This is a genomic window from Pseudoalteromonas aquimarina, assembly GCF_049257255.1.
In the GTDB taxonomy this organism is placed as follows: Bacteria; Pseudomonadota; Gammaproteobacteria; order Enterobacterales; family Alteromonadaceae; genus Pseudoalteromonas.
This window is the reverse complement of record NZ_JBMMUG010000007.1, coordinates 240866-264902: the sequence shown is the minus strand read 5'-3', so window position 1 is coordinate 264902 and position 24037 is coordinate 240866. Positions and strand designations below refer to the sequence as shown.

The 24037-nt window shown below is 36.2% G+C and carries 23 protein-coding genes; 11 read left to right on the top strand and 12 right to left on the bottom strand.

The genetic code is table 11. The annotated features are described in order from the left end of the window. Positions 1 to 34 precede the first annotated feature (34 nt). Positions 35 to 487 carry a dihydroneopterin triphosphate diphosphatase gene (nudB, locus tag AAEU29_RS17915; RefSeq protein ID WP_421974591.1) on the top strand — a complete coding sequence of 151 codons (453 nt, stop codon included), beginning with the start codon at positions 35 to 37 and terminating at the stop codon, positions 485 to 487. A gap of 152 nt (positions 488 to 639) precedes the next feature. Next, positions 640 to 3939: a methyl-accepting chemotaxis protein gene (locus AAEU29_RS17910; RefSeq protein ID WP_421974590.1), complete on the top strand. Its 3300-nt coding sequence runs from the start codon at positions 640 to 642 to the stop codon at positions 3937 to 3939. A gap of 26 nt (positions 3940 to 3965) precedes the next feature. On the opposite strand, the gene AAEU29_RS17905 is transcribed toward AAEU29_RS17910, so the two are convergent. Beyond that, positions 3966 to 4394 carry an Lrp/AsnC family transcriptional regulator gene (locus AAEU29_RS17905; protein WP_421974620.1) on the bottom strand — a complete coding sequence of 143 codons (429 nt, stop codon included), beginning with the start codon at positions 4392 to 4394 and terminating at the stop codon, positions 3966 to 3968. 138 nt (positions 4395 to 4532) lie between these two features. Between AAEU29_RS17905 and AAEU29_RS17900 the strand changes: the two genes are divergently transcribed. The 5 genes from AAEU29_RS17900 (at position 4533) to AAEU29_RS17880 (ending at position 8946) form a co-directional block, all read left to right on the top strand. Next, on the top strand, positions 4533 to 5738 hold the full coding sequence (locus AAEU29_RS17900; protein ID WP_421974589.1) for an aspartate aminotransferase family protein: 1206 nt from the start codon (positions 4533 to 4535) through the stop codon (positions 5736 to 5738). Positions 5739 to 5752: 14 nt separating this feature from the next. After that, positions 5753 to 6775 carry an arginine N-succinyltransferase gene (gene astA, locus AAEU29_RS17895; RefSeq protein WP_421974588.1) on the top strand — a complete coding sequence of 341 codons (1023 nt, stop codon included), beginning with the start codon at positions 5753 to 5755 and terminating at the stop codon, positions 6773 to 6775. A gap of 74 nt (positions 6776 to 6849) precedes the next feature. Further along, positions 6850 to 7653, top strand: a complete 804-nt coding sequence (locus tag AAEU29_RS17890) for a DUF1338 domain-containing protein (RefSeq protein ID WP_421974587.1) — start codon at positions 6850 to 6852, stop codon at positions 7651 to 7653. 131 nt (positions 7654 to 7784) lie between these two features. Then, positions 7785 to 8528: a substrate-binding periplasmic protein gene (locus AAEU29_RS17885; protein WP_421974586.1), complete on the top strand. Its 744-nt coding sequence runs from the start codon at positions 7785 to 7787 to the stop codon at positions 8526 to 8528. A 19-nt stretch (positions 8529 to 8547) separates the two neighbouring features. Beyond that, complete coding sequence (locus AAEU29_RS17880) at positions 8548 to 8946, top strand: hypothetical protein (protein ID WP_421974585.1); 399 nt, start codon at positions 8548 to 8550, stop codon at positions 8944 to 8946. Here the strand turns inward: AAEU29_RS17880 and AAEU29_RS17875 are convergent. Both AAEU29_RS17875 and rluF read right to left on the bottom strand, forming a co-directional pair. Next, positions 8943 to 9752 (bottom strand): hypothetical protein, encoded by an 810-nt coding sequence (locus AAEU29_RS17875; protein ID WP_421974584.1) that lies wholly within the window; start codon positions 9750 to 9752, stop codon positions 8943 to 8945. The genes AAEU29_RS17880 and AAEU29_RS17875 overlap by 4 nt on opposite strands. Positions 9753 to 10052: 300 nt before the next feature. Next, positions 10053 to 10931: a 23S rRNA pseudouridine(2604) synthase RluF gene (rluF, locus tag AAEU29_RS17870; RefSeq protein WP_421974583.1), complete on the bottom strand. Its 879-nt coding sequence runs from the start codon at positions 10929 to 10931 to the stop codon at positions 10053 to 10055. 117 nt (positions 10932 to 11048) lie between these two features. Between rluF and AAEU29_RS17865 the strand changes: the two genes are divergently transcribed. Continuing rightward, a complete protein-coding gene (locus AAEU29_RS17865; RefSeq protein ID WP_421974582.1) occupies positions 11049 to 11837 on the top strand; it encodes a Rossmann-like fold-containing protein in 789 nt (262 codons plus the stop codon). Positions 11838 to 11936: 99 nt separating this feature from the next. Further along, the gene (locus AAEU29_RS17860) at positions 11937 to 13526 is read left to right on the top strand and encodes an AbgT family transporter (RefSeq protein ID WP_421974581.1); all 1590 of its coding nucleotides are present in this window, start codon (positions 11937 to 11939) and stop codon (positions 13524 to 13526) included. A gap of 109 nt (positions 13527 to 13635) precedes the next feature. Here AAEU29_RS17860 and AAEU29_RS17855 read toward each other — a convergent pair whose 3' ends face one another. After that, positions 13636 to 14901 (bottom strand): DEAD/DEAH box helicase, encoded by a 1266-nt coding sequence (locus AAEU29_RS17855; RefSeq protein WP_421974580.1) that lies wholly within the window; start codon positions 14899 to 14901, stop codon positions 13636 to 13638. Positions 14902 to 15009: 108 nt separating this feature from the next. Further along, positions 15010 to 15924: a 4-hydroxy-tetrahydrodipicolinate synthase gene (gene dapA, locus AAEU29_RS17850; protein ID WP_421974579.1), complete on the bottom strand. Its 915-nt coding sequence runs from the start codon at positions 15922 to 15924 to the stop codon at positions 15010 to 15012. A 144-nt stretch (positions 15925 to 16068) separates the two neighbouring features. Here dapA and AAEU29_RS17845 point away from each other — a divergent pair, with 144 nt between their 5' ends. Further along, complete coding sequence (locus AAEU29_RS17845; RefSeq protein ID WP_421974578.1) at positions 16069 to 16674, top strand: DUF6058 family natural product biosynthesis protein; 606 nt, start codon at positions 16069 to 16071, stop codon at positions 16672 to 16674. A gap of 26 nt (positions 16675 to 16700) precedes the next feature. On the opposite strand, the gene AAEU29_RS17840 is transcribed toward AAEU29_RS17845, so the two are convergent. From AAEU29_RS17840 to bfr (AAEU29_RS17820), 5 genes are all read right to left on the bottom strand, one after another. Then, positions 16701 to 17342 carry an outer membrane beta-barrel protein gene (locus AAEU29_RS17840; protein WP_421974577.1) on the bottom strand — a complete coding sequence of 214 codons (642 nt, stop codon included), beginning with the start codon at positions 17340 to 17342 and terminating at the stop codon, positions 16701 to 16703. Positions 17343 to 17459: 117 nt separating this feature from the next. Further along, entirely contained in the window at positions 17460 to 17837 is a 378-nt protein-coding gene (locus AAEU29_RS17835) for a cytochrome b562 (protein WP_421974576.1), read from the bottom strand. 92 nt (positions 17838 to 17929) lie between these two features. Further along, entirely contained in the window at positions 17930 to 20170 is a 2241-nt protein-coding gene (locus AAEU29_RS17830; RefSeq protein ID WP_421974575.1) for an acyl-CoA dehydrogenase, read from the bottom strand. Positions 20171 to 20440: 270 nt separating this feature from the next. Beyond that, a complete protein-coding gene (gene bfr, locus AAEU29_RS17825; RefSeq protein ID WP_274760464.1) occupies positions 20441 to 20923 on the bottom strand; it encodes a bacterioferritin in 483 nt (160 codons plus the stop codon). A 3-nt stretch (positions 20924 to 20926) separates the two neighbouring features. Beyond that, positions 20927 to 21397 (bottom strand): bacterioferritin, encoded by a 471-nt coding sequence (bfr, locus tag AAEU29_RS17820; RefSeq protein WP_421974574.1) that lies wholly within the window; start codon positions 21395 to 21397, stop codon positions 20927 to 20929. 221 nt (positions 21398 to 21618) lie between these two features. On the opposite strand from bfr (AAEU29_RS17820), the gene AAEU29_RS17815 reads away from it, so the two are divergent. Beyond that, positions 21619 to 21858 (top strand): hypothetical protein, encoded by a 240-nt coding sequence (locus AAEU29_RS17815; protein ID WP_421974573.1) that lies wholly within the window; start codon positions 21619 to 21621, stop codon positions 21856 to 21858. On the opposite strand, the gene AAEU29_RS17810 is transcribed toward AAEU29_RS17815, so the two are convergent. Beyond that, a complete protein-coding gene (locus AAEU29_RS17810; protein ID WP_421974572.1) occupies positions 21850 to 22539 on the bottom strand; it encodes a diguanylate cyclase domain-containing protein in 690 nt (229 codons plus the stop codon). The two genes, AAEU29_RS17815 and AAEU29_RS17810, sit on opposite strands and share 9 nt — an antisense overlap. 88 nt (positions 22540 to 22627) lie before the next feature. Beyond that, positions 22628 to 24034: a protein adenylyltransferase SelO gene (locus AAEU29_RS17805; RefSeq protein ID WP_421974571.1), complete on the bottom strand. Its 1407-nt coding sequence runs from the start codon at positions 24032 to 24034 to the stop codon at positions 22628 to 22630. Between the last annotated feature and the right edge of the window lie 3 nt (positions 24035 to 24037).

Genomic DNA, 24037 nt, shown 5'->3' with positions numbered 1-24037 from the left:
GTATACTGCAAAAAACGTAAATTGCAGTATACCTATGTTAAAAAGACCATTCTCAGTGCTTGTAGTTATTGAAAATTCACACAATGAATTTTTGTTAATTCAACGTGCTGATGACACAACATTTTGGCAATCTGTAACCGGTGGTATCGAACAAAACGAGTCTGCACTAGAATGCGCCTATCGTGAAGTATTCGAAGAGACAGGCATTGATTGTGAAGCTTCAGGTTACGAAATAGTACCTCTCAACATCACTAATCAATACGAAATAAGAGAAGACTGGCGTTTTAGATATGAAAAAGGAAGTTATCTAAATACCGAATATGTTTTTCATCTTCAAGTAGATAGCCAAACACAAATCAAACTCGCCCCAAAAGAGCATTTAAATTTTAAATGGCTTACGTATCAAAATGCACTTCAGTTACTCTCTTCAGAAACGAATAAAAATGCCGTTGAATTGATTTATAAAAGTAAAAAGTGTAAAGAATAACCACCACTTTTTACAAAATAGAACAATTCATACCACCAGAATAGGTACAAGTTAAATTGCTTTAGCTAGAATTTGTCTTAGACTTTAGCGAAGATTTAATTCAATTAGTTGAATTAATGCTGCAAATTAATGGACTTGAACTAAGGATGGTTATGAATTCGTTACCAATATCTTTACGCCAACGCTTTGAAAACTTTAATTTATCAAAAAAACTTACATTGTCATTTTTGATTGCAGCAGTTATACCACTGCTGCTTGTGTTTGTTTTGGCGTATTACAATTCTGCTAATGCAATAAAAGAACAAGTCTATAACCAACTTTCTGCAATTAGCAGTATTAAGCAAAGTGCGCTAGAGCGTTATTTCAAACAAGTTGAATTTAAATTAATCACCACAGCTTTAAATCCGACTACACAAAACGCTGCTTCCGATTTTATTGAAAGTTATGTACAAGTGAGTACAGCAAATTATTCTCGCGCTGCAGTTGAACAATACTACCAAAATACATTTTTTAATGAATTTAAGAAAAGTAATAACTCTGCCAAAAATTTAGAAATTGATTTAACAAGATTAGATAGTAAAGCAATTGCGCTACAAACCCGTTTTATCATGCAAAATACACACCCAATAGGCAGTAAACAATTACTTAAACAAAGTGCTGCTAATGATGATTATGATAAAACCCATAATCTCTATCATGATTATTTTACAAAACTTATCGAGTACTACGAATTTTATGACTTATTTATTGTCGATAATAATTCTGGCGATATTATTTATTCTGTCTATAAAGAACTCGATTTTGCAACATCGTTGCTGAGCGGACCTTATAAAGATAGTAATCTAGCAACAGTGTTTAAAAAAGCACGAACACTTTCAAAAGCGCAAAGCGTTGCTTTCAGTGACTATCAAACTTACTACCCTTCGTATAATGCACCCGCGAGTTTTATTGCTACACCCATTAATTCTGAAGCAACATTAATTTTTCAACTGTCAATTGACGCATTAAATACCATTATGAGTGAACGTGATGGACTTGGTGAGAGTGGTGAAACTTACTTAGTAGGCCCTGATAAATTAATGCGTTCTGATTCGTATCTAGATCCGGTTCATCATTCTGTTATTAACTCATTTAAGTTTCCTGAAAAAGGCGCAATCGATACCTTTTCTATTCAGCAAGCGCTTCAAGGCAATAGCGGACAAAAAATAATTGATGACTATAATGGCAACCCCGTTTTATCTTCTTACCAACCGCTTAACATTTTTGATACTAATTGGGCGCTCATCGCTGAAATTGACGAAAGCGAAGCTTTTGCTGCCGTTGATAGATTAGCCCTGTTATTGACGCTAGTATTAATAATCGTGATTGCCGTAATTGCGTTTGTAGCGCCTAAGTTTGCTAACTTCCTATCATCGCCAATTAAACACCTATCAGAGTTAATGAAAAGTGTTGAAAAAACAGGTGATTTCTCAAAACGCACAGCTAATATCAACAGGGATGAGATTGGTGAAACCGCACTTGCCTTTAATAATTTACTTGCCAGTTTACAAACTTCAATTTCAGAAACTAATGAAGTTATGCAACAACTCTCTGAGGGTAATTTTAACGCACGCATTACTATTGAGTGTAAAGGTGAGCTTGATTCGCTAAAACGTGCAACAAATGATAGTGCAGAAGCCTTAAACAGTGCCATGCGTGAATTAAATGCTGTGGTAAATGCAATGTCGCAAGGTCAATTTGATAAACATATTTCATTAGCCATGTCAGGTGACCTAAACACACTTAAAGACAATATTAATTCAACATTAAGTAATTTAGATTTAGCCGTGAACGATATCGTTTCTGTTATGAAGTCTATGGCTCAAGGTGACTTTAAACAGCAAGTCAATATTGAGTGTCATGGCAAGTTAGACGAACTTAAACAAGGTATTAATCAATCCGTTGTGAGTATTAATAATGCTTTATCAACAATAGATTCGGCAATGGCTGATTTAAGTGACGGTAATTTAGAGGCGCAAATAAACGTGCCTTTAAATGGTCAACTAAATGAACTTAAACAGAAAATAAACCAAACCATTTTGAATATTTCGACAGTAATAAATGAAATTTCCTTTGTAATGGCTAATGTCAGCGAAGGTAATTTTAATTCTCAAGTTGAAAGTGAGATGTCAGGCCAATTTGCACGTTTAAAAGACGATGTAAATATGAGTATTAACTCTGTAAATCACGCAGTTATTGATATTAGCGAAGTAATGAATGGCATTAGCCAGGGTAACTACAAGAAACAAATAAACTCCGAAATGAAAGGCCAATTACATGACCTTAAATGTAATATCAATGAATCAGTTGAAAGCGTTAAAGAGGTTATTTCTTCATTAAGCTTTGTTGCAGAGGCAATGAACAATGGCGATTTTAGTAAGTTTATTGAACTTGATTTTAAAGGTGATTTAGCTCAATTAAAAAATGATATAAATGAAGCGGTTTCTTCTACATCTGAAGCAATAGAAGAAGTATCACAAAGCCTTTCAGCTCTGGCTAAAGGTGATCTTACTAAACAGATGCGCGGTAATTACAACGGCATTTTTAATCAGTTGCAGCATAATATAAATCAAACAACGAAACAGTTAATTGAGGTAATCAGTAATATTCAATCCTCAGCAGAAGAAGTGAAACAATGCGCTAAAGAAATTTCCGTCAGTAATACTGAAATTAGTGAGCGTACTGAAGAACAAGCAGCAAGCCTTGAACAAGCAAGCGCGAGTACTAAAACCATGTTAGAAGAAGTATTTGGTGTCGTTAAGCAATCAAAAAATGCTGTTGAACAAAGTAATTGTGCAACTCAAACAGCACAACAAGGTAAAGAATTATCGATACAAACACAACGCTCAATTGAAGATGTTGAGCAATCAAGCAAGAGTATTAATGAAATAGTTGAAGTGATAGATGGGCTTGCCTTTCAAACTAACTTGCTTGCACTTAATGCGGCTGTTGAAGCTGCCCGTGCTGGCGAAAATGGTAGAGGATTTGCTGTAGTTGCAAATGAAGTCCGTGAACTTGCAAGTAGAAGCGCAAAATCCGCAAAACAAATTCGCGATATTATTTCTGACAGTAATGACAAAGTGCATTTAGGCAGTCAATTTGCTATTTCATCTGGTGATAAATTAAATCAAATTGTAGATAGAGTTGAAGAAGTTAACCAAAGCATTGAGCTAATAAGTGAAAGTTCAAGCAATCAAAGTAACAGCTTGAAAGAAGTCGATATTGTGGTCCAGCGTTTAGCCACAATTGTTCAGCAAAATTCTGCAATAACAGAAGAAACTATGGCAGCCGCTAATTTAATGGCGGAACGAGCGGCCAATATGAATAGCTTATTAGCGTACTTTAAAACAGATGACGATCTCACCCCAGAGCCATTAGCGGGTGAACTTATATTAGAAAGTAAATATGCTTAGAGTGTTCAAGCCCTAGAAACAAAGTGTTATCGGGTAAACTTTGTTTCTAGTATTACGGATGAGGTGGTTCTCTCCACCCCATCCAAATTACCAATTAAATCGAGAGTATGACTTAATTGTTCTAACGAACTCTCTTCGACAATCGCGATTAAGTCATATTCCCCACTAATGGCATAAAGCTGCGTAATTGCCGTAAACCGCTTTAATTCAACGTTAGTTTGTGTTGTGAGTTTTTGCTTAACTTTAATAGATACATGGGCACTCACCCTATTTTGCAAATACGTCTCGCTGAGTTTGACACTGTAGCCTGTAATCACCCCTGTACTTTCAAGCCGAGATAAACGATTTTGAATTGTAGAACGACTTAAAGAAAGTTTTCTCGCTAAGTCAGAGACACTTAAACGAGCATTTTCTTTTAGTGCATTAATTAAACTTTTATCTGCATCACTTAACATTTTGCTATTCAAATTGGTTATTTTGATAAATATTAACGTCATTTTGGTTATTTTTGAACTACAAAATGGCACGAATAAATCGAATAATGCATGAATAAGTAATTTTATAAATTAATGAACAAGTTTGAGGAAAGAGTAATGGCTGTAAATCGTGCTTTATTTGATGATGTAATGGTACCTAACTACGCACCTTCGTCGGTAATCCCTGTCAAAGGGGAAGGTTCTCGAGTGTGGGATCAAGATAACAATGAGTTTATTGATTTTGCTGGTGGTATTGCTGTTAACTGTTTAGGCCACTGTCACCCTGCCCTTGTTAATGCATTAAAAACGCAAGCAGATAAACTTTGGCACCTTTCAAATGTATGGACAAATGAGCCTGCATTACGATTAGCTCATAAGTTAGTTGAGTCTACATTTGCTGATAAAGTATATTTTGCAAACTCTGGTGCTGAATCAAATGAAGCGGCACTAAAACTTGCACGTCGTTTTGCTCTTGATAATTACGGTGCAGAAAAGTCAAAAATTATTGCATTTAATAAAGGCTTTCATGGCCGCACTTTCTTTACCGTAACTGTTGGCGGCCAAGCTGCTTATTCTGATGGCTTTGGTCCAAAACCAGGTGATATCGTACATTGTGATTACAATGACCTAGACGCATTTGCATCATTAATTGACGATAATACGTGTGCTGTAATGCTTGAGCCACTGCAAGGTGAAGGTGGCATCATTTCACCAACGCCAGAGTTTATTCAAGGTGTTCGTGAACTTTGTGATAAACACAATGCTTTACTTATTTTTGATGAAGTACAAACAGGTGTTGGTCGTACAGGTACGCTTTACGCTTATCAAGGTTTAGGTGTTACACCTGATATTCTAACTACTGCGAAAGCACTGGGTGGTGGTTTCCCAATTGGTGCGATGATCACAACTACCGAGATTGCGAAACACCTAGTGATTGGTACACATGGTTCAACTTATGGCGGTAACCCATTAGCGTGTGCTGTTGCTGAAGCTGCATTTGACACGGTTAATCAAGCAGAAGTACTGGAAGGCGTTTCAGCGAAAGAAGCTCTATTCCGTGAAGGCTTAGAAGCGATTAACGCAAAATACGACGTTTTCAGTGAAGTGCGTGGTAAAGGCCTATTACTTGGTGCAGTTCTTAACGATAAATACAAAGGTCGCTCGCGTGATTTCTTAAATGCATCTGCTGATAACGGTTTAATGGCATTAGTTGCTGGTGTTGACGTTGTTCGTTTTACACCATCGCTAGTTATTCCAAATGAAGATATCGCTGAAGGCCTTGCTCGTTTCGAGAAAGCAGTTGCGGCGGTAGTTAACGGTTAAGTACTTTACTGGTTATGTTAGTATTAAGACCAATCAAAACAGATGACTTTGCTGCTTTAAAAGAAGTAGCGAAGGCATCTGGCCATGGCTTTACTTCATTGCCTGTTTGTGACGATTTACTAGAGCGTAAAATTGCACGTGCGGTGGACAGTTTTGCAAAGCAAGTAAATAAACCTCAAGATGAAGGCTATTTATTTGTTTTAGAAGATACCCAGACTAGAGAAATAGTTGGTACAACAGCAATTGAAGCCGCTGTAGGCCTAGATGTGCCTCTTTACCATTACCATATGGGTAAAACAGTTCACCATTCGAGTACGCTAGGGGTATACAACACCGTTGATATACTTAGCATGTGTAATGATTACACTGGCGCAACCGAGATTTGTACTTTGTTTTTGAAAGAGTCTCATCGAAGTGGTTTAGCTGGACGTTTTCTTTCTCGTATTCGTTTTTTATTTATGGCGCAACATCAAGAGCGCTTTTCAAACCGAGTAATTGCAGAAATGCGTGGTGTATCAGATAAAAATGGACATTCACCTTTTTGGCAATGGCTGCAAGAGCACTTCTTTACTATAGATTTTCCTACGGCAGATCATTTAATTGGCACAGGCAATAAAGTATTTATTTCTGAACTTATGCCTAAATACCCTATTTATGCCAATTTACTCAGTAAAGAAGCGCAAGCGGTTATTGGAAATGTTCATGAGAAAACAAAACCTGCGCTAAGATTATTGCAAAAAGAAGGGTTTGAATTTCGCGGCTATGTTGATTTGTTTGATGCAGGCCCCACTGTTGAAGCGCAACTCGATAACATAAAAAGTGTTAAAGAAAGTCGATTATTAACAGTTGAAATTGGTGATCAACAAAGCGTTGATACTTTTGCCATTTCAAATCTTGAAGTAAATGAATTTAAAGCAGTATTCAGCTGTAATATTGCGATTAACGACAGCACAGATGTAGCCGTTATATCACAAGAAATTGCCGATACAATTGGTGTACAAGCTGGCGATTCAATCAGAGTTTTAAAATTAAGTTAGGTCGTGCTTAAACCTACTTTATTTAATTAATTAGATGGCTTGTGTAACTAGGCCATCACTTTAAAGGTAACATTATGCACAACAATGTAGATACATTATTTGACCATTTATGGAATAGCTACTTAGAAGTAACACCTTCAGCAGTAAAGATCCATAAACTACTTGGCGACACACAGCAAAGTGATGTTATTAATGACCATATTGCATTAAGAACATTCAATATCGAAAAAGTGGGTCTTGAAAAGTTAGCACAACACTTTTTAGCTGTAGGTTATACAGAATGTGGTGAGTATCACTTCGAAGCTAAAAAATTGTATGCTAAACACTTTGAGCACAGCGATCCGACTAAGCCAAAAGTGTTTATTTCAGAACTATTAGTTGAAAAATTCTCGCCTGAGTTACAAAAAACAATACACGCGCTAGTAGAGCAAATTGATGAAGATGCTGTAACGGCAGATAATTTCTTATATTCAGGTGCGCACTGGCAAATTGATTCAGAAACATATCAACAACTACTCGCCGAATCAGAATACGCTGCTTGGACTGCTGCTTGGGGTTATCGTGCAAATCACTTTACTGTGAGCATTAATCACCTTGCAAACTTTGAGACGATTGAAGCTGTAAACAATGCACTTAAAGATGCAGGTTTTGAACTTAATAGTTCGGGCGGTGAAATTAAAGGTTCTCCAGAAGTGTTATTAGAGCAGTCATCAACCCTTGCAGATAAAGCAGATGTTGAATTTAGTGATGGCACTAAAGCTATTCCAAGTTGTTTTTATGAATTTGCATTACGTTATGTAAAACCAGATGGTGAAATTTACACAGGTTTTGTTGCTGCATCAGCTGACAAAATTTTTGAAAGTACCAATGCCCGTTAATTCATTTAACAACACAAACTAAAAAAACGAGCTATATGCTCGTTTTTTATTGCAACATTACTATACTTCATACAGCAACAATTGGTTTGTAGCCTTTTGTTTATATTAATTAAAAAAGATATCGCAACTGGATGAGACGCTTAATATTATTGCTGTTTGTATTTTCCACATTTGTAAATGCCAAAATTAGCAAGGTGGATATCTATACCTATCATGATATGCCTCCTTATATTATCAATTTAAAGGAACGCTCAGGTTTATACTTTGATTTTGTTGATTTACTCAATCAAATGAATTCAGGTTATACCTTTAATCTTATCTATATGCCTAGAAAACGGTTAGATTATCGCTTGGAGCAAAATAAACTCGACGGTATTGTGATTGGCGTTAACCCTAAATGGTTTAAAGATGCGAGCCAAACCCGTTTTTTATGGTCGCCAGCTATAATGCAAGACAAAGATGTTTTTGTAAGTCTTAAGCAAAACCCTATTGAGGTTCATGAGTTTATAGATTTAAAAGGTAAACGCGTTGGGGGGATTCGAGGTTTTAGATATATTGGCATAGATGAGTTAGCAACACAGCAGATTATCGAACGAGTTGATACTCAAACAGAAAGCCAGCTTTTCGATATGTTAAAAAAAGAGCGTATTGATACTGCGATTCTAAGCATTTATACCTTTTATTATTTAAGTGAAAATAGTTCAAGCGATTATTATATAGCTTCAAAGCAACACGATGCATTTTCACGCCATTTCTTAATTCCGAAAAGTAACAATAAAATGTTACATGTCACATTAAGTAACATATTAACCAGTGAAGAATTTACTAAACACTGGAATCAACGCTTAGTTAACTATAGTATGCCAATTCATTAAAGCCCTTTTTAGTTTGTTCATGTCGAAAGCCAGTTTGATATTCATTTTACTTTTTGCAGCAAGTTGTTGTGGATTACTGCTTTTGGTTGATGCTGCATTTTTACAGCATTCACATGAAATGCTTTGGCATGTCCCCTACCGCTCGTTTGTTATCATGTTTTTATTAGTATGTATTGCTTCTATGGGAAAACTAATTGCAAGTAATACTTTTTATGAGCAAAGTATTGCAAATATTGGTCTTTACGGAGCGCTAACGTGGTTTCCTGTGTCACTCATTTTTTCGGGCAATGTGAGAAATATTTTCAGTGCGAGTAGCCTTGTAAGTTATGACACATGGTTACTCTTTAGTATGGTTCCGTTAATTTGTACGCTGCTTCTCACTTTTGCTATCGCAGTTAAATATTTTATTAAACACTAATTAGCTTTTTGCATCGTTAATTCATAACTAACAAAATTGTTAAGCGAATTGGCCACTTGTGTACTTTCCAGATCACTCAATTTAAACCTATAACTAAAAAAGCAGTGACTTGTATTTAACGCTCCAAGATTTCCTAATAGTTTCAAGTTACTATTCATAAAGCTTGAACCATATGCCCCTTGTGCAGAAGAACATGTTCTTAGTGTATCTAACTTTGGAAAATGGCGAGACCAAATTGTGCTGTATAACTCTGATATCACTAAAGAATAAGGCAATACATTTTCTGTACGGCTTTCCATCGCCTCTAGTGTATTTAACATTAGGTTTCTGCGTTGCCAATTTAATTCAGAATTTGGTTTTGGTGGGTGCATCACTGTTAACTTAACACTTTCATTTTTAATTACTAATATCAGCTCTAAAATATCTCCTCGTTCATCTAAAAACGTGTTTTTCCGTTTCGAAGATATTGCAAACTTGGTGATCACCGCAATATTGCTGGGTAACCCTTCTTTTTGTCTTAAACCATAACTAAATCTGCCTTCACTTAATGTTTTTAACTGAGATTTATGTAATTCATTTACGTTAAATATAACTATCACGTCTTTATTAAGCGATTGTAACTTGTCATAAATTGGCGCTATTTGACTATTTAAGTCGTCATCAAAGGTATATTGCACAACTGAAATTCGCGGCATTTCAGTACGTGTTACTATTTGCTCTTTTTGTTCTGACAAAAAATCGAAATTGATATAGCCATTAAAATTAGAAGTTATTACAAGGGCATTAATAATAAGCAGTGTAAGCATTAATGCTCTGTTCCAAAAACCTAGTAAAACACTTAAAAGAACAGAAAAGAGCGCAAACTGCACTTGAAAGTTAGTTATAAGATCAAGTGTATAAACTGTTTTAAAGAAATCTACGCGTGGTAGTAATTGGCCAAGAAACAATACAAAAATGATAAAGACTAAAAGCGTTCGCACTGTAATTTCTCATTATTAAATAATGAAAAAGTTTAGTTCAGATATGGTTTAAATGCTTAATTTTAAAGATTGTTTATTTAATTTAGGTGTTGAGGTAGTAAGGTGAGCTTCGCTCACCTTAGCAATTTAATTACGCTTCAAACTTAATGTGCCTGATAGTCGCTTAGTTTTATTAGGCTTACGCTCAGTGTTTTTAGAAACACTTTGTTTTGCAGCAAATGGTTTGTTTCTACTCGTTGAATGTTTTTTAGAGTGCTGCTGCGTTTTGTTAACGTCTATTGAGCGCTCTTGCGTTTTACTTGAATTTTCAATTGATGCATTAATTTGCATCATTTCTTCTTCTGTTAAAAAACGCCACTTCCCTACCGCTAAGTCATTAAGAGCGACGTTCATAATGCGCACACGTTTTAATTTTGTGACTTCGTAACCTAAATATTCACACATACGCCTGATTTGTCGGTTCAAGCCCTGGGTTAAAATGATATTAAAGCGTTTTTTACCAAGCTGTTTTACCTTACATGGTTTAGTAACTGTGTCGAGAATTGGAATACCTGAACTCATTTTTTTAACGAAGTTCTGATCAATCTCTTTATCTACAGTAACAATGTATTCTTTTTCGTGATTGTTACCCGCACGTAGAATTTTATTAACGATATCGCCTTCATTAGTCAGGAAAATTAATCCTTCTGACGGTCTATCCAAGCGACCGATCGGGAAAATACGTTCCTTGTAATTAACAGCTGAAACAATATTACTTTTAATTTTTTTCTCGGTAGTACATGTTACACCTACCGGTTTGTTATAAGCGATATAGACACGTTTTGGTTTCGCTTTAAGTGGTTTCCCATTTACGATAATGTCGTCTGAATCGGATACTTTTAATCCCATTTCTGCAACAGAACCATTTACCACAACTTTACCATCGGCAATTAAAGAGTCTGCTTCACGACGAGAGCATATACCGGTTTCACTGATGAATTTATTTAAACGCTTTAATTCACTCATAACTTCTAGCTTTAAATCATTTATGTATATTGTAAAACAGCCACTGTTAAAAGGCTTGTCTTTTATCGCATTGCGCTTACATGGTAAAATATTTCTTTTGTAATTTTTAAGTTCAATATGTTGTTAAATCCAAATTGGCGTATTTTGACCATTGGCGATGGTGACCTCACATTCTCCTATTCATTAAAAAAGCACCATCAAATTAAAAATCTTAGTGCGACTGTATTGGATGATAAAAAAACACTGACCACAAAATATAAAGACAACGGTCTTTCTGGTTTAACCAATTTAGGTGAAAAGGTGTTTTTTGAGCTTGATATTACGAACAAAACAACTTGGCCAGCTGAACTTAAAAACGCATTTGATTTAGTCATCTTTCAATTTCCTTTAGTGCCTGCCGCTAAAAGCTGTGAAGACTTTACCAATGCGCCAAGCCAAAACATTGTTAATCGTGCTTTATTAAGAGATTACCTAAAGGCGTGTTTTAATTATTTTCTTGATGAAAATGGATTGCGTTTAAGTTACATCACATCAAAAGAGGTAAAACCCTATCTTCATTGGCAAATTGAAACCGATTTAACTGTCGATACAAATATTACCCACATGGGCAAACAGGTTTTTGATTATGCTCTTTTCCCTGATTATCAAATTCGCAATGTGGATAGAGATAAGAAAGTAAAAGACACAGAAGGTTTTATATATGCCTATTCTGATAAACCGCAAGACGATGACATTTTGAAAGTGTTTACACCTTTTAAATTTATAAATGATAAATATTGTGCGCTATGTCGTGTTGGACCTTATAGTTCAGATGAAAATGGAAAGAGACACTTAGCAAGCAAAAAACATCAAAAACTTTCACAATATCAACGAGAATGGTTTTTGTACTTAGATTCTATCAAATAATATACATGGTCTTACCATAACCCATTAACCGCAACATTCTTGGTAAAAAGCCCCTACTATGGTATGTTGCGGCCATTTTTATATTAACCGTTAGTATTCATGTCAACGATAGAAGCAAACTCTCAAGAAAACCAAAACAAAGGGCTATTTAATCGCTTTTTAGCCACGGTTGAATTTCTCGGTAATTTATTACCTCACCCTATTACTTTATTTGCAATGTTCTGTGTTGCTATTGTTATTTTCAGTGGCATAGCCGATTGGATGGGGTTAAGTGCCATCGATCCACGTCCTGAAGGTGCTAAAGGTCGTGCTCCTGATGGTGTAATTGAAGTCGTTTCACTTATGAGTGCTGAAGGATTACAACGTATAGTTACCGGACTCGTTACAAACTTTACAGGGTTTGCACCACTTGGAACGGTACTTGTTGCATTACTGGGTGTAAGTGTTGCTGAACACTCAGGCATGTTATCTGCGGCGATGCGCGGCATGGTAATGGGTGCACCAAAAAGGTTAGTTACCTTTATGGTAGTTTTTGCGGCTATTCTTTCTAATACTGCATCTGAGCTTGGTTATGTTGTATTAATTCCATTAGCAGCAATGATATTCCACAGTCTTGGACGTCACCCACTAGCAGGCCTAGCTGCAGCTTTTGCCGGAGTATCTGGCGGATATAGCGCAAACCTTTTGCTAGGCACAATTGATCCTCTTCTTGCTGGTATTACAACGCCTGCAGCACAAATGATCGACCCAACATATGAAGTTGGCCCAGAAGCAAACTATTACTTTATGGCTGTTTCGGTAATTTTAATTGCTATTGTGGGTACTTGGGTTACGGAAAAGATTGTTGAGCCTCGTTTAGGAAAATACAACAATGATGAAGCAAGTATTGATTTAGCAGATAACAAAATTGACCATTTAAGTGACATTGAGCGTAAAGGTTTACGCTATGCTGGTCTTGCATTTTTAGCCACGTGTGCTGTATTAGCTACAACAATTGTGCCTGAAGACGGTATCTTACGTCACCCTGAAACAGGTCTTGTTGCAGGCTCTCCATTTCTAAAAGGCATCGTTGTATTTATCTTTGTTACCTTTGCAATTCCTGGTTTTGTTTATGGCCGAGTTGTAGGCTCAATGAAAAACGACCGTGATATCATCGATGCTATGTCTAAAAGTATGAGCTCGATGGGTATGTATATCGTACTTGTGTTTTTTGCTGCTCAGTTTGTTGCTTTCTTTAAGTGGACTAATCTAGGCACCATTTTAGCGGTTAAAGGCGCTGCGATGTTAACCGCGCTGAATCTAACTGGTCCTGAAGTATTTGTGTTATTTATTTTTATGTGTGCCGTAGTTAACTTAAGTCTTGGCTCGTCATCAGCACAATGGGCGATTACAGCGCCAATTTTCGTACCAATGCTTATGCTAATTGGTTACGCACCTGAAACTATTCAAGCGGCTTATCGTATTGGTGATTCTGTAACAAACTTAATTACACCAATGATGAGCTATTTTGGATTAATACTAGCAGTTGCCACTAAATATAAGAAAGATATGGGTATAGGTACGCTAGTGGCCACCATGTTACCGTATTCTATGTTCTTCTTTATTGGCTGGGTGTGTTTATTCTATTTATGGGTATTTGTACTAGGAATGCCTGTTGGTCCTAACTCACCAATTTACTACACGCCTTAGTAATTTTTACGACTAAGGCACTAGACATAAAAAAGGAGCAGTTAATGCTCCTTTTTTGTATGTAATTTACGATAGTTAGATTTGAATATCTAAATTCGAAATTTAAAGATTATTTCTTAAATGCTTTTCTGATCTTTTGACGATTTTGCATTTGTGCTTCAGCGCCATATTGCGTTGCTCTGTTTGAACGAATGCGCTTTTGTAACGATGTTTTCTTGCCAATCTTTTTGATCAAACCTTCGCGGTTACTCACTTCGAAACCTGGATAATAAATTCGCTTAACTTTATCGCGGATTAAATCTTCAATTTGAGCAAGTACATGTTCTTCTTCGCGACTCACTAACGAGATTGCAAAGCCTTTTTGGCCAGCGCGTCCCGTACGTCCAATACGGTGAACATAGTCTTCTGCAAGGTAAGGCAAGTCAAAGTTGATAACACGCGGTAACCCAGCAATATCTAGACCACGCGCCGCAACTTCAGTACCCACTAAAATAGTAGTTTTACCTTCTTTGAATTCACGCAAAGCACGTCGGCGATTGCCTTGGCTTTTGTCACCATGAATTACACCAACTGTTACTCCGTACTGTGTAAGCTCATCAACAATAAGTTGCACATCTTCCTTCATATTTACGAAAACAAGTACTTGTTTCCAACCTTTACGGCAAATAAGCTCTGAAAGTAATTCCAATTTACGTTCGTTAGAAACTGGGTAAGCAACATGAGTGATGGTACTTGCTGTTTCGTTATCACGGCTTACTTGTACAATTTTAGGATGAACTAATGTTTTAGTAGCAAATTGTTTCACAGCTGATGGATATGTTGCTGAGAATAATAATGTTTGCTTTTGTTTAGCACATTGCTCCAAAATAGTTTCGATGTCAGAGCGAAAGCCCATATCAAGCATACGATCTGCTTCATCTAAAACAACATGGCATGCATTATTCAGTGCCAAATTACCTTTTCGTAAATGTTCGATTAAACGCCCAGGTGTAGCAACTAAAATATCGCAACCCTTTTTAATACGGTTAATCTGTTTGTCATGTTCAACACCGCCAAAAATCGCTACTGATTTAATATTATTAAAAGCACAATATTGCTTAATGTTGTGGTCAATTTGGTCAACTAACTCACGTGTTGGCGCTAAAATAACTGCACGAATAGTGCTACCGTCAGCTTGATTGTCTAACAGTTTTTGAATAATTGGTAATGCAAAGGCTGCTGTTTTACCAGTACCTGTTTGCGCACTTGCTAGTACATCGTGTCCACGACGAACGTGCGGAATCGCCATTTTTTGTACTGGCGTGAGTGTTTCATAACCCATTTTATCCAGTGCCGTAAGTATTGAATCGGCAAAGCTAAAGGATTTGAAGTTCATATTTTTGAAGACCTTTTGAGGGAGTTAATTACATTATAACAAGGATAGTGTTGTGCGGAAACGTGATATAAAAGCGACCATTAAGATCGCTTTTATTTAAACTTGAATTTAAGGCGTAATAATGAAGTCGCTTTGGTTAAGTTTAGTGAGTTTATCTCCCACTAAGTGCTCTTTAAAATGGCTCATTAAATCAAGTCCGAACTCAATTTGTTTTTCATTCAGCGGTACATAGGGTAAGCGGAAAACAGGCTTTACTGCACCTGTTAAGGCCAACGCTGTATTAATTGAAATTGGGTTTGGTTCACAAAACAGCCAAGAAATAAGCTGTTGGCATTCATTATTTAACTGAGTATTTTCATTGTCCATCAGCTCACGAAATACTGATGGGATCAGGTTTGACGTAACAGAGATTACACCATGGGCATTTGCTTTATGGCGTGCATCGTGCGCTTCATCATCATTTCCTGACCAACAGGCAATCCCTTTATTTTCGTAATAAGCAATACGTTCATTACCAGCACATTCTTTAACACCGATAAAATTTTCACTGTGGGCAAGTTGCTCAATGATTTCAGGTGTTAAATCTTGACCAGTACGCCCTGGTACGTTGTAAATAAATGCAGGACCAATTTCGAGCACTTTTTCAAAATGTGCAATTACACCTTGAATTGATGTACGGCCATAATAAGGATTGATTTGCAGTGCTGCATCCATACCCGTTGCAAAGCCGTATTCAGTCGCTTTTATTGCTTCTTTGGTATTGTTACTACCAGTATTACCAATAATAAGTAATTTATTTTTGAATTGGTTAACACTATGCGCTATTAGCATTAGGTGCTCTTCCCAATTCATTAATTGACCTTCACCAGTTGTACCACCAACAATGATACCGTCAACACCTGCTGCAATTTGTTTTTCAACAAGCTCATCGTATGTTGCTAGGTCTATTTCGCCATTAGCAAGATAAGGTGTTTTAATTGCGGTGATTAAACTGGCTTTTTTTATTGAGGCAACGTTCGTCATAAATTCTTTTCATTGTTAAATTTTGCAACATTTTAACCATAAACACCGACGATCGTAAGTAGCTAAAAGGCCTTATACAAAAATTCTTGTACTTTTTTTTTATTAAGATATATTAACTGTATATTTATACAGTTAATATATCTTATGATTATCTCAGAGTATTTTGAAAACTACTTTTATTCATTGAAACAGTTAGCGTCACACACCTTTGTTAAAGAACAGCAATTAAGCGATTGGATTGATTTATGTATATTGCCAAATGCTGCCTACCATTTAAAAAACCAAGTACAATCAAGTTCTTTTTTTGGCATTACTGATTTTAATGAAGAAAAAGAATATTTTGCTCGTGGTTACACAAAGTGGATTGAACTAATAAAACCCTATTCGGATTTAAGTTCTGCACAAGCGTATTCTGTTTTTTATCAACAATACGCTAAATGCGTTAACGACCTGTCACTCAAGGGCTTAGAGTTTAATTCAGACTATTTTGAAAATTTAGAAGAACGTATCCAAGATCATTGGCAGTTATTTTTAGCTGGAAAATACGGGGTGATCACAGCTAACGGCTTTATCCATGAAATTGTTGCATTAGAGAGTGTGGACTTTTTAGCCAAAAATACAGAGCTAAATGATGACCAACTTAAAAAGTGTATTCGTTTATTAGAAAGATCTTTAAGTTATCCACCTGCGCAGCTTAATTGTGTGTCTAATTCACACACATTATTAAATAACCTTAACAGTGCACAGTAGCGTTACAATTTACGTAACGCTACCTCTTAGAATCGAAACAACCAGTTTATGCTTACTGAATTTGTTTTAATTTCAGCTATTTCAGTTTGTTCAAAATCCAAAGTAAATGCCATTGATTTACTAACGCCATAACCTATACCAAAGCCAGTTAGTAATGATCCACCGCGATCATCTTGGCTTACGACATTAAAACTATCGTTGCCCTTTTCTAGCATATCAAATTGATTGTCCCAGCCTTGTAAACCAACTAATGCTTTAACAAAAATCGAATCAGAAAAAGGGTATGTTGCGACGATTGAAATATCAGCGCCTATCGTTTTAAACTCGCCCTTATGTAATGTATTTGTTTTTTTCTTGCCATCGGATGACGTTGTTTGCTCGATAAGCTTGAAGTCCCCTTCACCAAAATTAGTTATGCCAAGTTCTACCGCTAAATAGCGATTAAATTGATAACCTGAAAGCAGTCTCGCGCCAATTGCGTTATTTGATTCTTCTAGTTTTAACTGTCCAAGTGATTGCTTAGAAACAGTAGGTGCAAAATTCAAATCACTGTAATTATGATTCTTGCCACTTAAACCAAAATACATAAATTGATTTTTATCTTTAGCATGAAGATTTGATGAAAAAATGAAAGTAGATAACAGAAATATAAATGAGGCGCTTTTCATTAATGTCCCTTTGATGAAATATATTAAAACTAAGATAAAAGAACCTTAGTAAATTAAAGCGCCGCTATAATGCGTTTAATATTCTTAGCAATCAAGTGCTATTACATTTATTAACAATTAGTTACCAAAGATTAACTGCCAAAAACTAGGCTCATGAATTTTGTGATATTGCTTTCTTACTTGATCAATTTTAAGCAATTTTTTCTGTGCTAATTCTAAATCACCACCGGCATTTTTTATTTCACTAACCAGTTTTAGTACCTCATCTATGCCTTTTATTGACTCTTCTTGCTTTCGATTAAAACCAATTTGCTTCGATTTTACTAATGCGCTTTCAATATTAGCGAGATGCGTCATTAACTCTTCTGAACTGTTGGCATTACGTGCAAGCTTGTAGCTTAGCGCCATTTCTTTCATTACAAGCCCAAGTTCGCTCTCTTTTGCGTTTATAGGGTTCAAAAATACTAGCAAAAATACCAAAAACAATAATTTCATATTCAACCTCTTAAATAAATCGGCGCTATTTTAACAAGAACATAAAAAAAGCCAATCACATGGATTGGCTTTGCAAGTACGTTAGGATTCTATTAGCTGACTTTTTTCAAAGTTGCTTGTTCTGGTTTTAATAAGTTCATATCAAAATCAAATTCATCTACACGAATAGCTAATTCACGTTTTACGTTATAATCAATCAGCTTTTTATATTCATCTGCCGTGATAATGTTTGCCACAAGTGCATTATCTAGCGTTTCAGCAAAACGAACACCTGCTTTGATTTCTTTTTTACGTAGCGATTTTTTAATCTTCGCTAACATATCTAAGCAATCTAGTTTTGCTAGGTATGCTTGTTGGTTGATATCGTGACCATCACCATTTGATGCGTGAACTAAATGCGTTAATTGCTTTTTGAAGTTAGTATTTAGCTGACACTGATGAGCAAGCTCACGCACTAAATCATCGCTGATACGCATCGATTTTTCAGAATACGTTACGGTGATCAGACGCATAAATTTACGTGTTGCACCTGACGGGAAGTTTGCTAAGAAATCCGCAATTGCGTTTTCAGCTTGGGCAATCGCCCAGCGTGTCGCGTAGTGGAAATAAGGTGCTGCTTGTGCACGGTCTTCACTTGCTACTTTTTGCTCATAGTAACGAATTGACGCCATTGCCGCGTATAAATAACTCATTACATCACCTAAACGTGCAGAAAGTAATTCAGCTTGTTTAAGTTTGCCACCTAATACTAATAGTGAGAAATCAGCATACACTGCAAGTTTTGCAGATAACTTGTTAACTGCTTTTTCGTATTGACGCACTTCAGAAAGTTTTGACTTTGCGCCTGCAGTGAATGGCAGTAAGCCTTTAGTAAATGCACTTAAGCTATTTCCTACGCTGTAACCAATCGTTTTCGTTAGTAAGCCACGGAACGTTGCATCTGCGTTCTTATCAGTGCTGTGAATTGACTCAACCATACTTTGTAGGTGTGGGTGACAACGCATTACACCTTGACCAAAGATCATTAAGTTACGCGTAAGAATGTTTGCACCTTCAACGGTGATTGCAACAGGTTGACCAAGATAACCTTGTGCCAATGTATTTTGTGGACCACATTGAATTGCTTTACCTGCTTGGATATCCATCGCAGAATTAAGTACATCGCGGCCAAGCTCAGTCATGTGGTATTTAGCAATCGCTGTTACAACCGATGGTTTTAAACCAAGGCCTAGTCCTTCAGTTGTCAGTACACGCATCGCTTCTTGTAGGTATGTTTTACCTGCAATATCCGCTAACTTTTCTTGAATACCTTCAAATAAGCCGATGCTTAAACCAAATTGCTCACGTACAGCTGCATATTCAGAAGCAGATTTCAGCGCAACATGTGCTGTTGAACACCCTAAAGCTGGTAATGAGATACCACGACCTGCACCTAAACAGCTCACTAGCATCTGCCAACCGCGGCCAATATTCTTTTGACCACCAATAATAAAGTCCATTGGTACAAACACATTTTGGCCACGTGTTGTGCCGTTATAGAACTTAATTCCCATAGGGTTATGACGGTTACCAAGTTCAACACCAGGGTGATCTTTTGGAATTAATGCACAGGTGATACCTAAATCTTCTACATCACCTAAAAGACCGTTAGGATCTTTTACTTTAACTGCTAAACCAAGCACTGTAGCAATTGGTGCTAGCGTGATATAACGCTTATCCCATGTAAGTTCTAGGCCAAGTACTTGCTTACCTTGGTATTCACCCATGGTAACAATACCTTGGTCTGGAATGCCGCCGGCATCAGAGCCTGCTTCTGGGCTAGTAAGTGCAAAACATGGAATGTCTTGACCAATAGCTAATTTAGGCAAGTATTGCTGACGTTGTTCTTCAGTGCCATAGTGCATTAATAATTCACCAGGGCCTAACGAGTTTGGCACCATAACAGTTACTGCTACAGCGGTGCTTTTAGTTGCAATTGTGGCAACAATTGTTGAGTTTGCATAAGGGCTAAACTCTAAACCACCATATTGCTTTGGAATAATAAGCGAGAAAAAGCGATTTGCTTTGATAAATTCTAGAATGTTTTCAGGTAAGTGATTTGAGCTCTGAATTTCAGTCTCATCAATCATATCAAGTAATTGAGCAACAGGGCCATCCAAGAATGCTTGTTCTTCTTGGCTTAGCTTTGCTTCAGGCACTGCACGAAGCGCATCAAAATCAGGTTTACCCTGATAAATTGAACCTTCTAACCATACATCACCTGCATCAAGTGCTTCTTGCTCTGTAATTGAGATACTTGGTAATACTTTCTTCAAACTTGTTCTTAAACTCATGGCTACTCATCCGACCAGATAATTTTCATACATTACGTCATAAAATTTCTCTTAGATCAATTGCTCTATTTAAAAAAATTAATATTTTTATTACATATTAGGGTTATATTACTGAAATTATTGAATTTAAATTTATATACACATGTACGCTGAAACGGCTTTTAAAGGCAATTTTCATGGCAATTTTAGAAAAGTTTGTTCGTTTATTTAGCTTGTAAGGTTAAGGCTATAAAATTTTTAAGATTAAAAAAGGGCCAATTAGGCCCTTTTTTATGGTGTTTCGTGCTTCATTTGAGATTGAATATAATTTGGCAAGCCAATTAAATTTATCAAGTTAAGATGCTGCTCTAACCAATAAATATGATCCATTTCGGTATCATCGAGTAGTTTTTCTAAAATCTCTCTTGTTACATAGTCTTTTTCAGTTTCACAAACAGAAATAATCTCGATTAGGCTTTTTTGCACTGTGTGTTCAGCAGCTAAATCGTTCTCGAGCATCTCTTTAACATTGCTACCAACATTTATTGGCTTACGTGATGCTGTATCTGGTGTGCCCTCTAAAAACAATATACGCTCAATGAGTTTGTTAGCGTGTTCTAACTCTTCTTCATATTCATGTGACAACTGGTGGTGAAGTTTTTCAATACCCCAATCTTCATAAATTTTGCTATGTGCAAGGTATTGATCCATTGAAGTCAGCTCAAGCGTTAGTTGTCTATTGAGCAAATCAATAATTTTTTGGTTACCTTTCATAACCTACTCCTCAATCTGACTTTGCAGGTAATTTTCAATACCAATATTGTTAATTAGAGAAAGTTGCGTTTCTAACGAATCAATATAATCTTCTTCATATTCTAGAATTTCTTCTAATAGCTCACGGCTAACGTAATCTTGTTTTTCTTCACATAAAGCAATTGATTGTTTTAACAAAGGAATTTGATCCATTTGCATTGCTAAGTCACATTCGAGCATTTCTTTCGAGTGTTCACCAATACGTAAGCGCTCTAAGTGTTGTAAGTTTGGTAACCCCTCTAGAAACAAAATTCGCTCGATTAAATCATCCGCTTGTTTCATATCCTTGATGGATTTTTTATACGCTTTTTCGTTAAGTTCTTCTAATCCCCAATTTTTAAACATCCGAGCATGTAGAAAAAATTGATTAATAGACGTTAACTCATGGGTAAGTACCTGATTTAACGCTGAGAGTACTTCTTTATTTCCTTTCATTTCGATTACTCAATACATTACTTGGTAATTTAACTTTAGCTAATCCAGATTTAGATACAAGCCTTCAGCAAGACCGTTTTTATATTAAAATTTCAATAACCTAGAGAAATTGTTTAAGCAATTTGTAAGGCTATTGAAAATCATTTTCACTAGAGTTATTGAACACAAAATAGTCACTTTGTACTAGACTAAAATAACGTGGGTAAGGTTGGAGAATGCAAATGAAATCCGCACCTAAACAATTGCTCATTGTTGGCGCAACATTTATCGCATTTAGTGCCTTGGTGTTAAATGTAATGGTGAGTGAGTATTCAGGCTGGACTGAAAAATTGGCCTGTTACGATAAGTGTAAAACCCTTGGCTTTGAACAGTGTATTTTCAAAAAAAACAATGATAATGCATTACCAAATCGTTGTAACGCTTTAAAAAACAAAGACATTATCGTACTTGTTTTAAATTAATTGCTCTTCAAGTTCGCTAAACAGGTTTTCGAGCTCGGCTTTGTTATAAACCGAACTTGCTGCACAGGTGAATTTTAACGATTGCCCAAGCAATTTATCTCGGTTTATCGAAATCGCTTCAAATTGTTGTTTTAAGTGTTCAGTTTCATTGTGCTCTAACCCTGGGCACAAGCAAACAAATTGCCCAGCTTGCCAATAGGCTACTAGTTGTTCCCCAGTTAGATGCTTAGAAATATGATATAGGATTTCAATCATCACATGTTCTAAAACAGTTTGACCAAGTGTTGAGCGAATGTTTTCTAAACCTTCTATATCAACTAATAACACCCCTACTGGGTACTCTTTCTTTTGATTAATTTGATTTAATATACGTTGAACAGCACGACGATTAGGTAAATTTGTCATTGGGTCGATCATCGAAAGTTCTTCAGCGTAAAGAGATAACGCTCGCGTATCTTGCCAACGACGATATGAAAATATTGAAAAGCCAAAAGCTAACATACAAAGTGTTGGAATTATCTCTGCAATACCATAGATCCCAACTTCATGACTTAGTACGTGAAGCCAATCAATCACATCAAAAAGTAAAAATAAAACATAACTTGTAGCAAACAAAAGTAAAAGTGAGATTAAATCCCAAAACATACGTTTACGTATTTGCTCTTTGATTTTATCTATCATGACTGCCCGCTAACTAACTATTTATGAAACAATATAAAATACCGTGACGTAAGTTTAGCAGTTAGCGACATGACAATTTGAACTTATATTAGGTACCGCAGTATGTACGATATGCATCATCAAATGCGTTATTTGCTTGCAATAAATCGCTATCGTCTTGTGTAAGAGATGCAAAATAAAGTTCAATATAATTAGATGCTTGTAAAGGCTCTGCTACACATAAATCGAGTAATTTTTCGATTGTAACATTATAAAAATGTTTCTTAGGGTTAACATGACACATCCTATCAATTAAGTCTATCTTCTTATTCTTTTGCCATGATTTGTACCAATCGGAAGAGATGATTATATCGTTTGATAAATTGTTTAGCTGATGATTTGATAAAACCGTAAACGTATTTCGGTAATCTAGTTTCTCATCTTTCATATATGCTAATAAAGAAACAATCAGATCTTTTGAATTTGGGTTCTCTGAATCGAGTGCGAGTTTTTCACACATAAGTAAATGATAGTGTTTTTCATATTCTGTTGGAAATTTGTTAAGGACAGCAGAGAGTAATTCGATGCTAGTTTCTTCATTTTCATCAATAAGCGGAATTAAACTCTCAGCCAAGCGCGCTAAATTCCAGTGCATGATACCGGGTTGATTTTGAAACGCATAACGCCCCTGCCTATCAATTGAGCTGAAAACCTGATTTGGATTGTATTCGCCCATAAAAGCACAAGGTCCAAAATCAATAGCCTCACCAGATAACAGGATATTATCGGTGTTCATTACCCCATGAATAAAGCCATTTGCCATCCAACTTGCTACAAGTATTGCTAGTTTTTTTGCTACTGATTCAAATAATGATAGATATGGGTTTTGTGATTTAATTAATTCAGGGTAGAGTGTGTTAATAGTGAAATCAGCGAGTGACTTTAACACCAAAGGGTCTTGATGCATTGCAGCAAATTGAAAACTACCTATACGAATATGACTTTTCGCAACCCGACAAACCAAACCAACTTGTTCCGGCTCGTTTCGCATAATGGCTTCATTGCCAGCGATAACATATAAACTTCGACATGTTTGAATATTCAAAGTAGCAAGATATTCACTCACTATATATTCACGTAACGCAGCTCTTAATGTTGACTTACCATCACCGCCTCGAGAGTAATGTGTTTTACCACTGCCCTTTAATTGTAAGTCCACATCATAATTTAAGTGAGAGGCAACTTGTCCTAATAGATGAGCTCTACCATCACCAAGCTGCGGTACTAAATTGCCAAATTGATGGCCTGCATAACCTAGTGCTAATGGATTACTGCAAGATATAACCTTATTACCACTTAAAAAATCAATATCTCGATCACTAAATTCGTTTGGTAAGTCTAGATGTTTCGCTAAATCATTATTAAAAACAACTAAACTAGGGTCGCGCATTTGTTCAGGGCAAATTGATTGAAAAAACACCTCAGGTAGTTCACTATAGCGTTGTTTAAGCGACATAAA

Coding starts and splice junctions, on each gene's coding strand:
- bfr (WP_274760464.1), bottom strand. CDS start 20,923: ATGAAAGGTAACCAAAAAATTATTGATTTGCTCAATAGACAACTAACG.
- AAEU29_RS17840 (WP_421974577.1), bottom strand. CDS start 17,342: ATGAAAAGCGCCTCATTTATATTTCTGTTATCTACTTTCATTTTTTCA.
- AAEU29_RS17805 (WP_421974571.1), bottom strand. CDS start 24,034: ATGTCGCTTAAACAACGCTATAGTGAACTACCTGAGGTGTTTTTTCAA.
- astA (WP_421974588.1), top strand. CDS start 5,753: ATGTTAGTATTAAGACCAATCAAAACAGATGACTTTGCTGCTTTAAAA.
- AAEU29_RS17890 (WP_421974587.1), top strand. CDS start 6,850: ATGCACAACAATGTAGATACATTATTTGACCATTTATGGAATAGCTAC.
- AAEU29_RS17830 (WP_421974575.1), bottom strand. CDS start 20,170: ATGAGTTTAAGAACAAGTTTGAAGAAAGTATTACCAAGTATCTCAATT.
- AAEU29_RS17875 (WP_421974584.1), bottom strand. CDS start 9,752: ATGCTTACACTGCTTATTATTAATGCCCTTGTAATAACTTCTAATTTT.
- rluF (WP_421974583.1), bottom strand. CDS start 10,931: ATGAGTGAATTAAAGCGTTTAAATAAATTCATCAGTGAAACCGGTATA.
- AAEU29_RS17855 (WP_421974580.1), bottom strand. CDS start 14,901: ATGAACTTCAAATCCTTTAGCTTTGCCGATTCAATACTTACGGCACTG.
- AAEU29_RS17835 (WP_421974576.1), bottom strand. CDS start 17,837: ATGAAATTATTGTTTTTGGTATTTTTGCTAGTATTTTTGAACCCTATA.
- bfr (WP_421974574.1), bottom strand. CDS start 21,397: ATGAAAGGAAATAAAGAAGTACTCTCAGCGTTAAATCAGGTACTTACC.
- nudB (WP_421974591.1), top strand. CDS start 35: ATGTTAAAAAGACCATTCTCAGTGCTTGTAGTTATTGAAAATTCACAC.
- AAEU29_RS17910 (WP_421974590.1), top strand. CDS start 640: ATGAATTCGTTACCAATATCTTTACGCCAACGCTTTGAAAACTTTAAT.
- dapA (WP_421974579.1), bottom strand. CDS start 15,924: ATGACGAACGTTGCCTCAATAAAAAAAGCCAGTTTAATCACCGCAATT.
- AAEU29_RS17865 (WP_421974582.1), top strand. CDS start 11,049: ATGTTGTTAAATCCAAATTGGCGTATTTTGACCATTGGCGATGGTGAC.
- AAEU29_RS17905 (WP_421974620.1), bottom strand. CDS start 4,394: ATGTTAAGTGATGCAGATAAAAGTTTAATTAATGCACTAAAAGAAAAT.
- AAEU29_RS17860 (WP_421974581.1), top strand. CDS start 11,937: ATGTCAACGATAGAAGCAAACTCTCAAGAAAACCAAAACAAAGGGCTA.
- AAEU29_RS17815 (WP_421974573.1), top strand. CDS start 21,619: ATGAAATCCGCACCTAAACAATTGCTCATTGTTGGCGCAACATTTATC.
- AAEU29_RS17880 (WP_421974585.1), top strand. CDS start 8,548: ATGTCGAAAGCCAGTTTGATATTCATTTTACTTTTTGCAGCAAGTTGT.
- AAEU29_RS17900 (WP_421974589.1), top strand. CDS start 4,533: ATGGCTGTAAATCGTGCTTTATTTGATGATGTAATGGTACCTAACTAC.
- AAEU29_RS17885 (WP_421974586.1), top strand. CDS start 7,785: ATGAGACGCTTAATATTATTGCTGTTTGTATTTTCCACATTTGTAAAT.
- AAEU29_RS17845 (WP_421974578.1), top strand. CDS start 16,069: ATGATTATCTCAGAGTATTTTGAAAACTACTTTTATTCATTGAAACAG.
- AAEU29_RS17810 (WP_421974572.1), bottom strand. CDS start 22,539: ATGATAGATAAAATCAAAGAGCAAATACGTAAACGTATGTTTTGGGAT.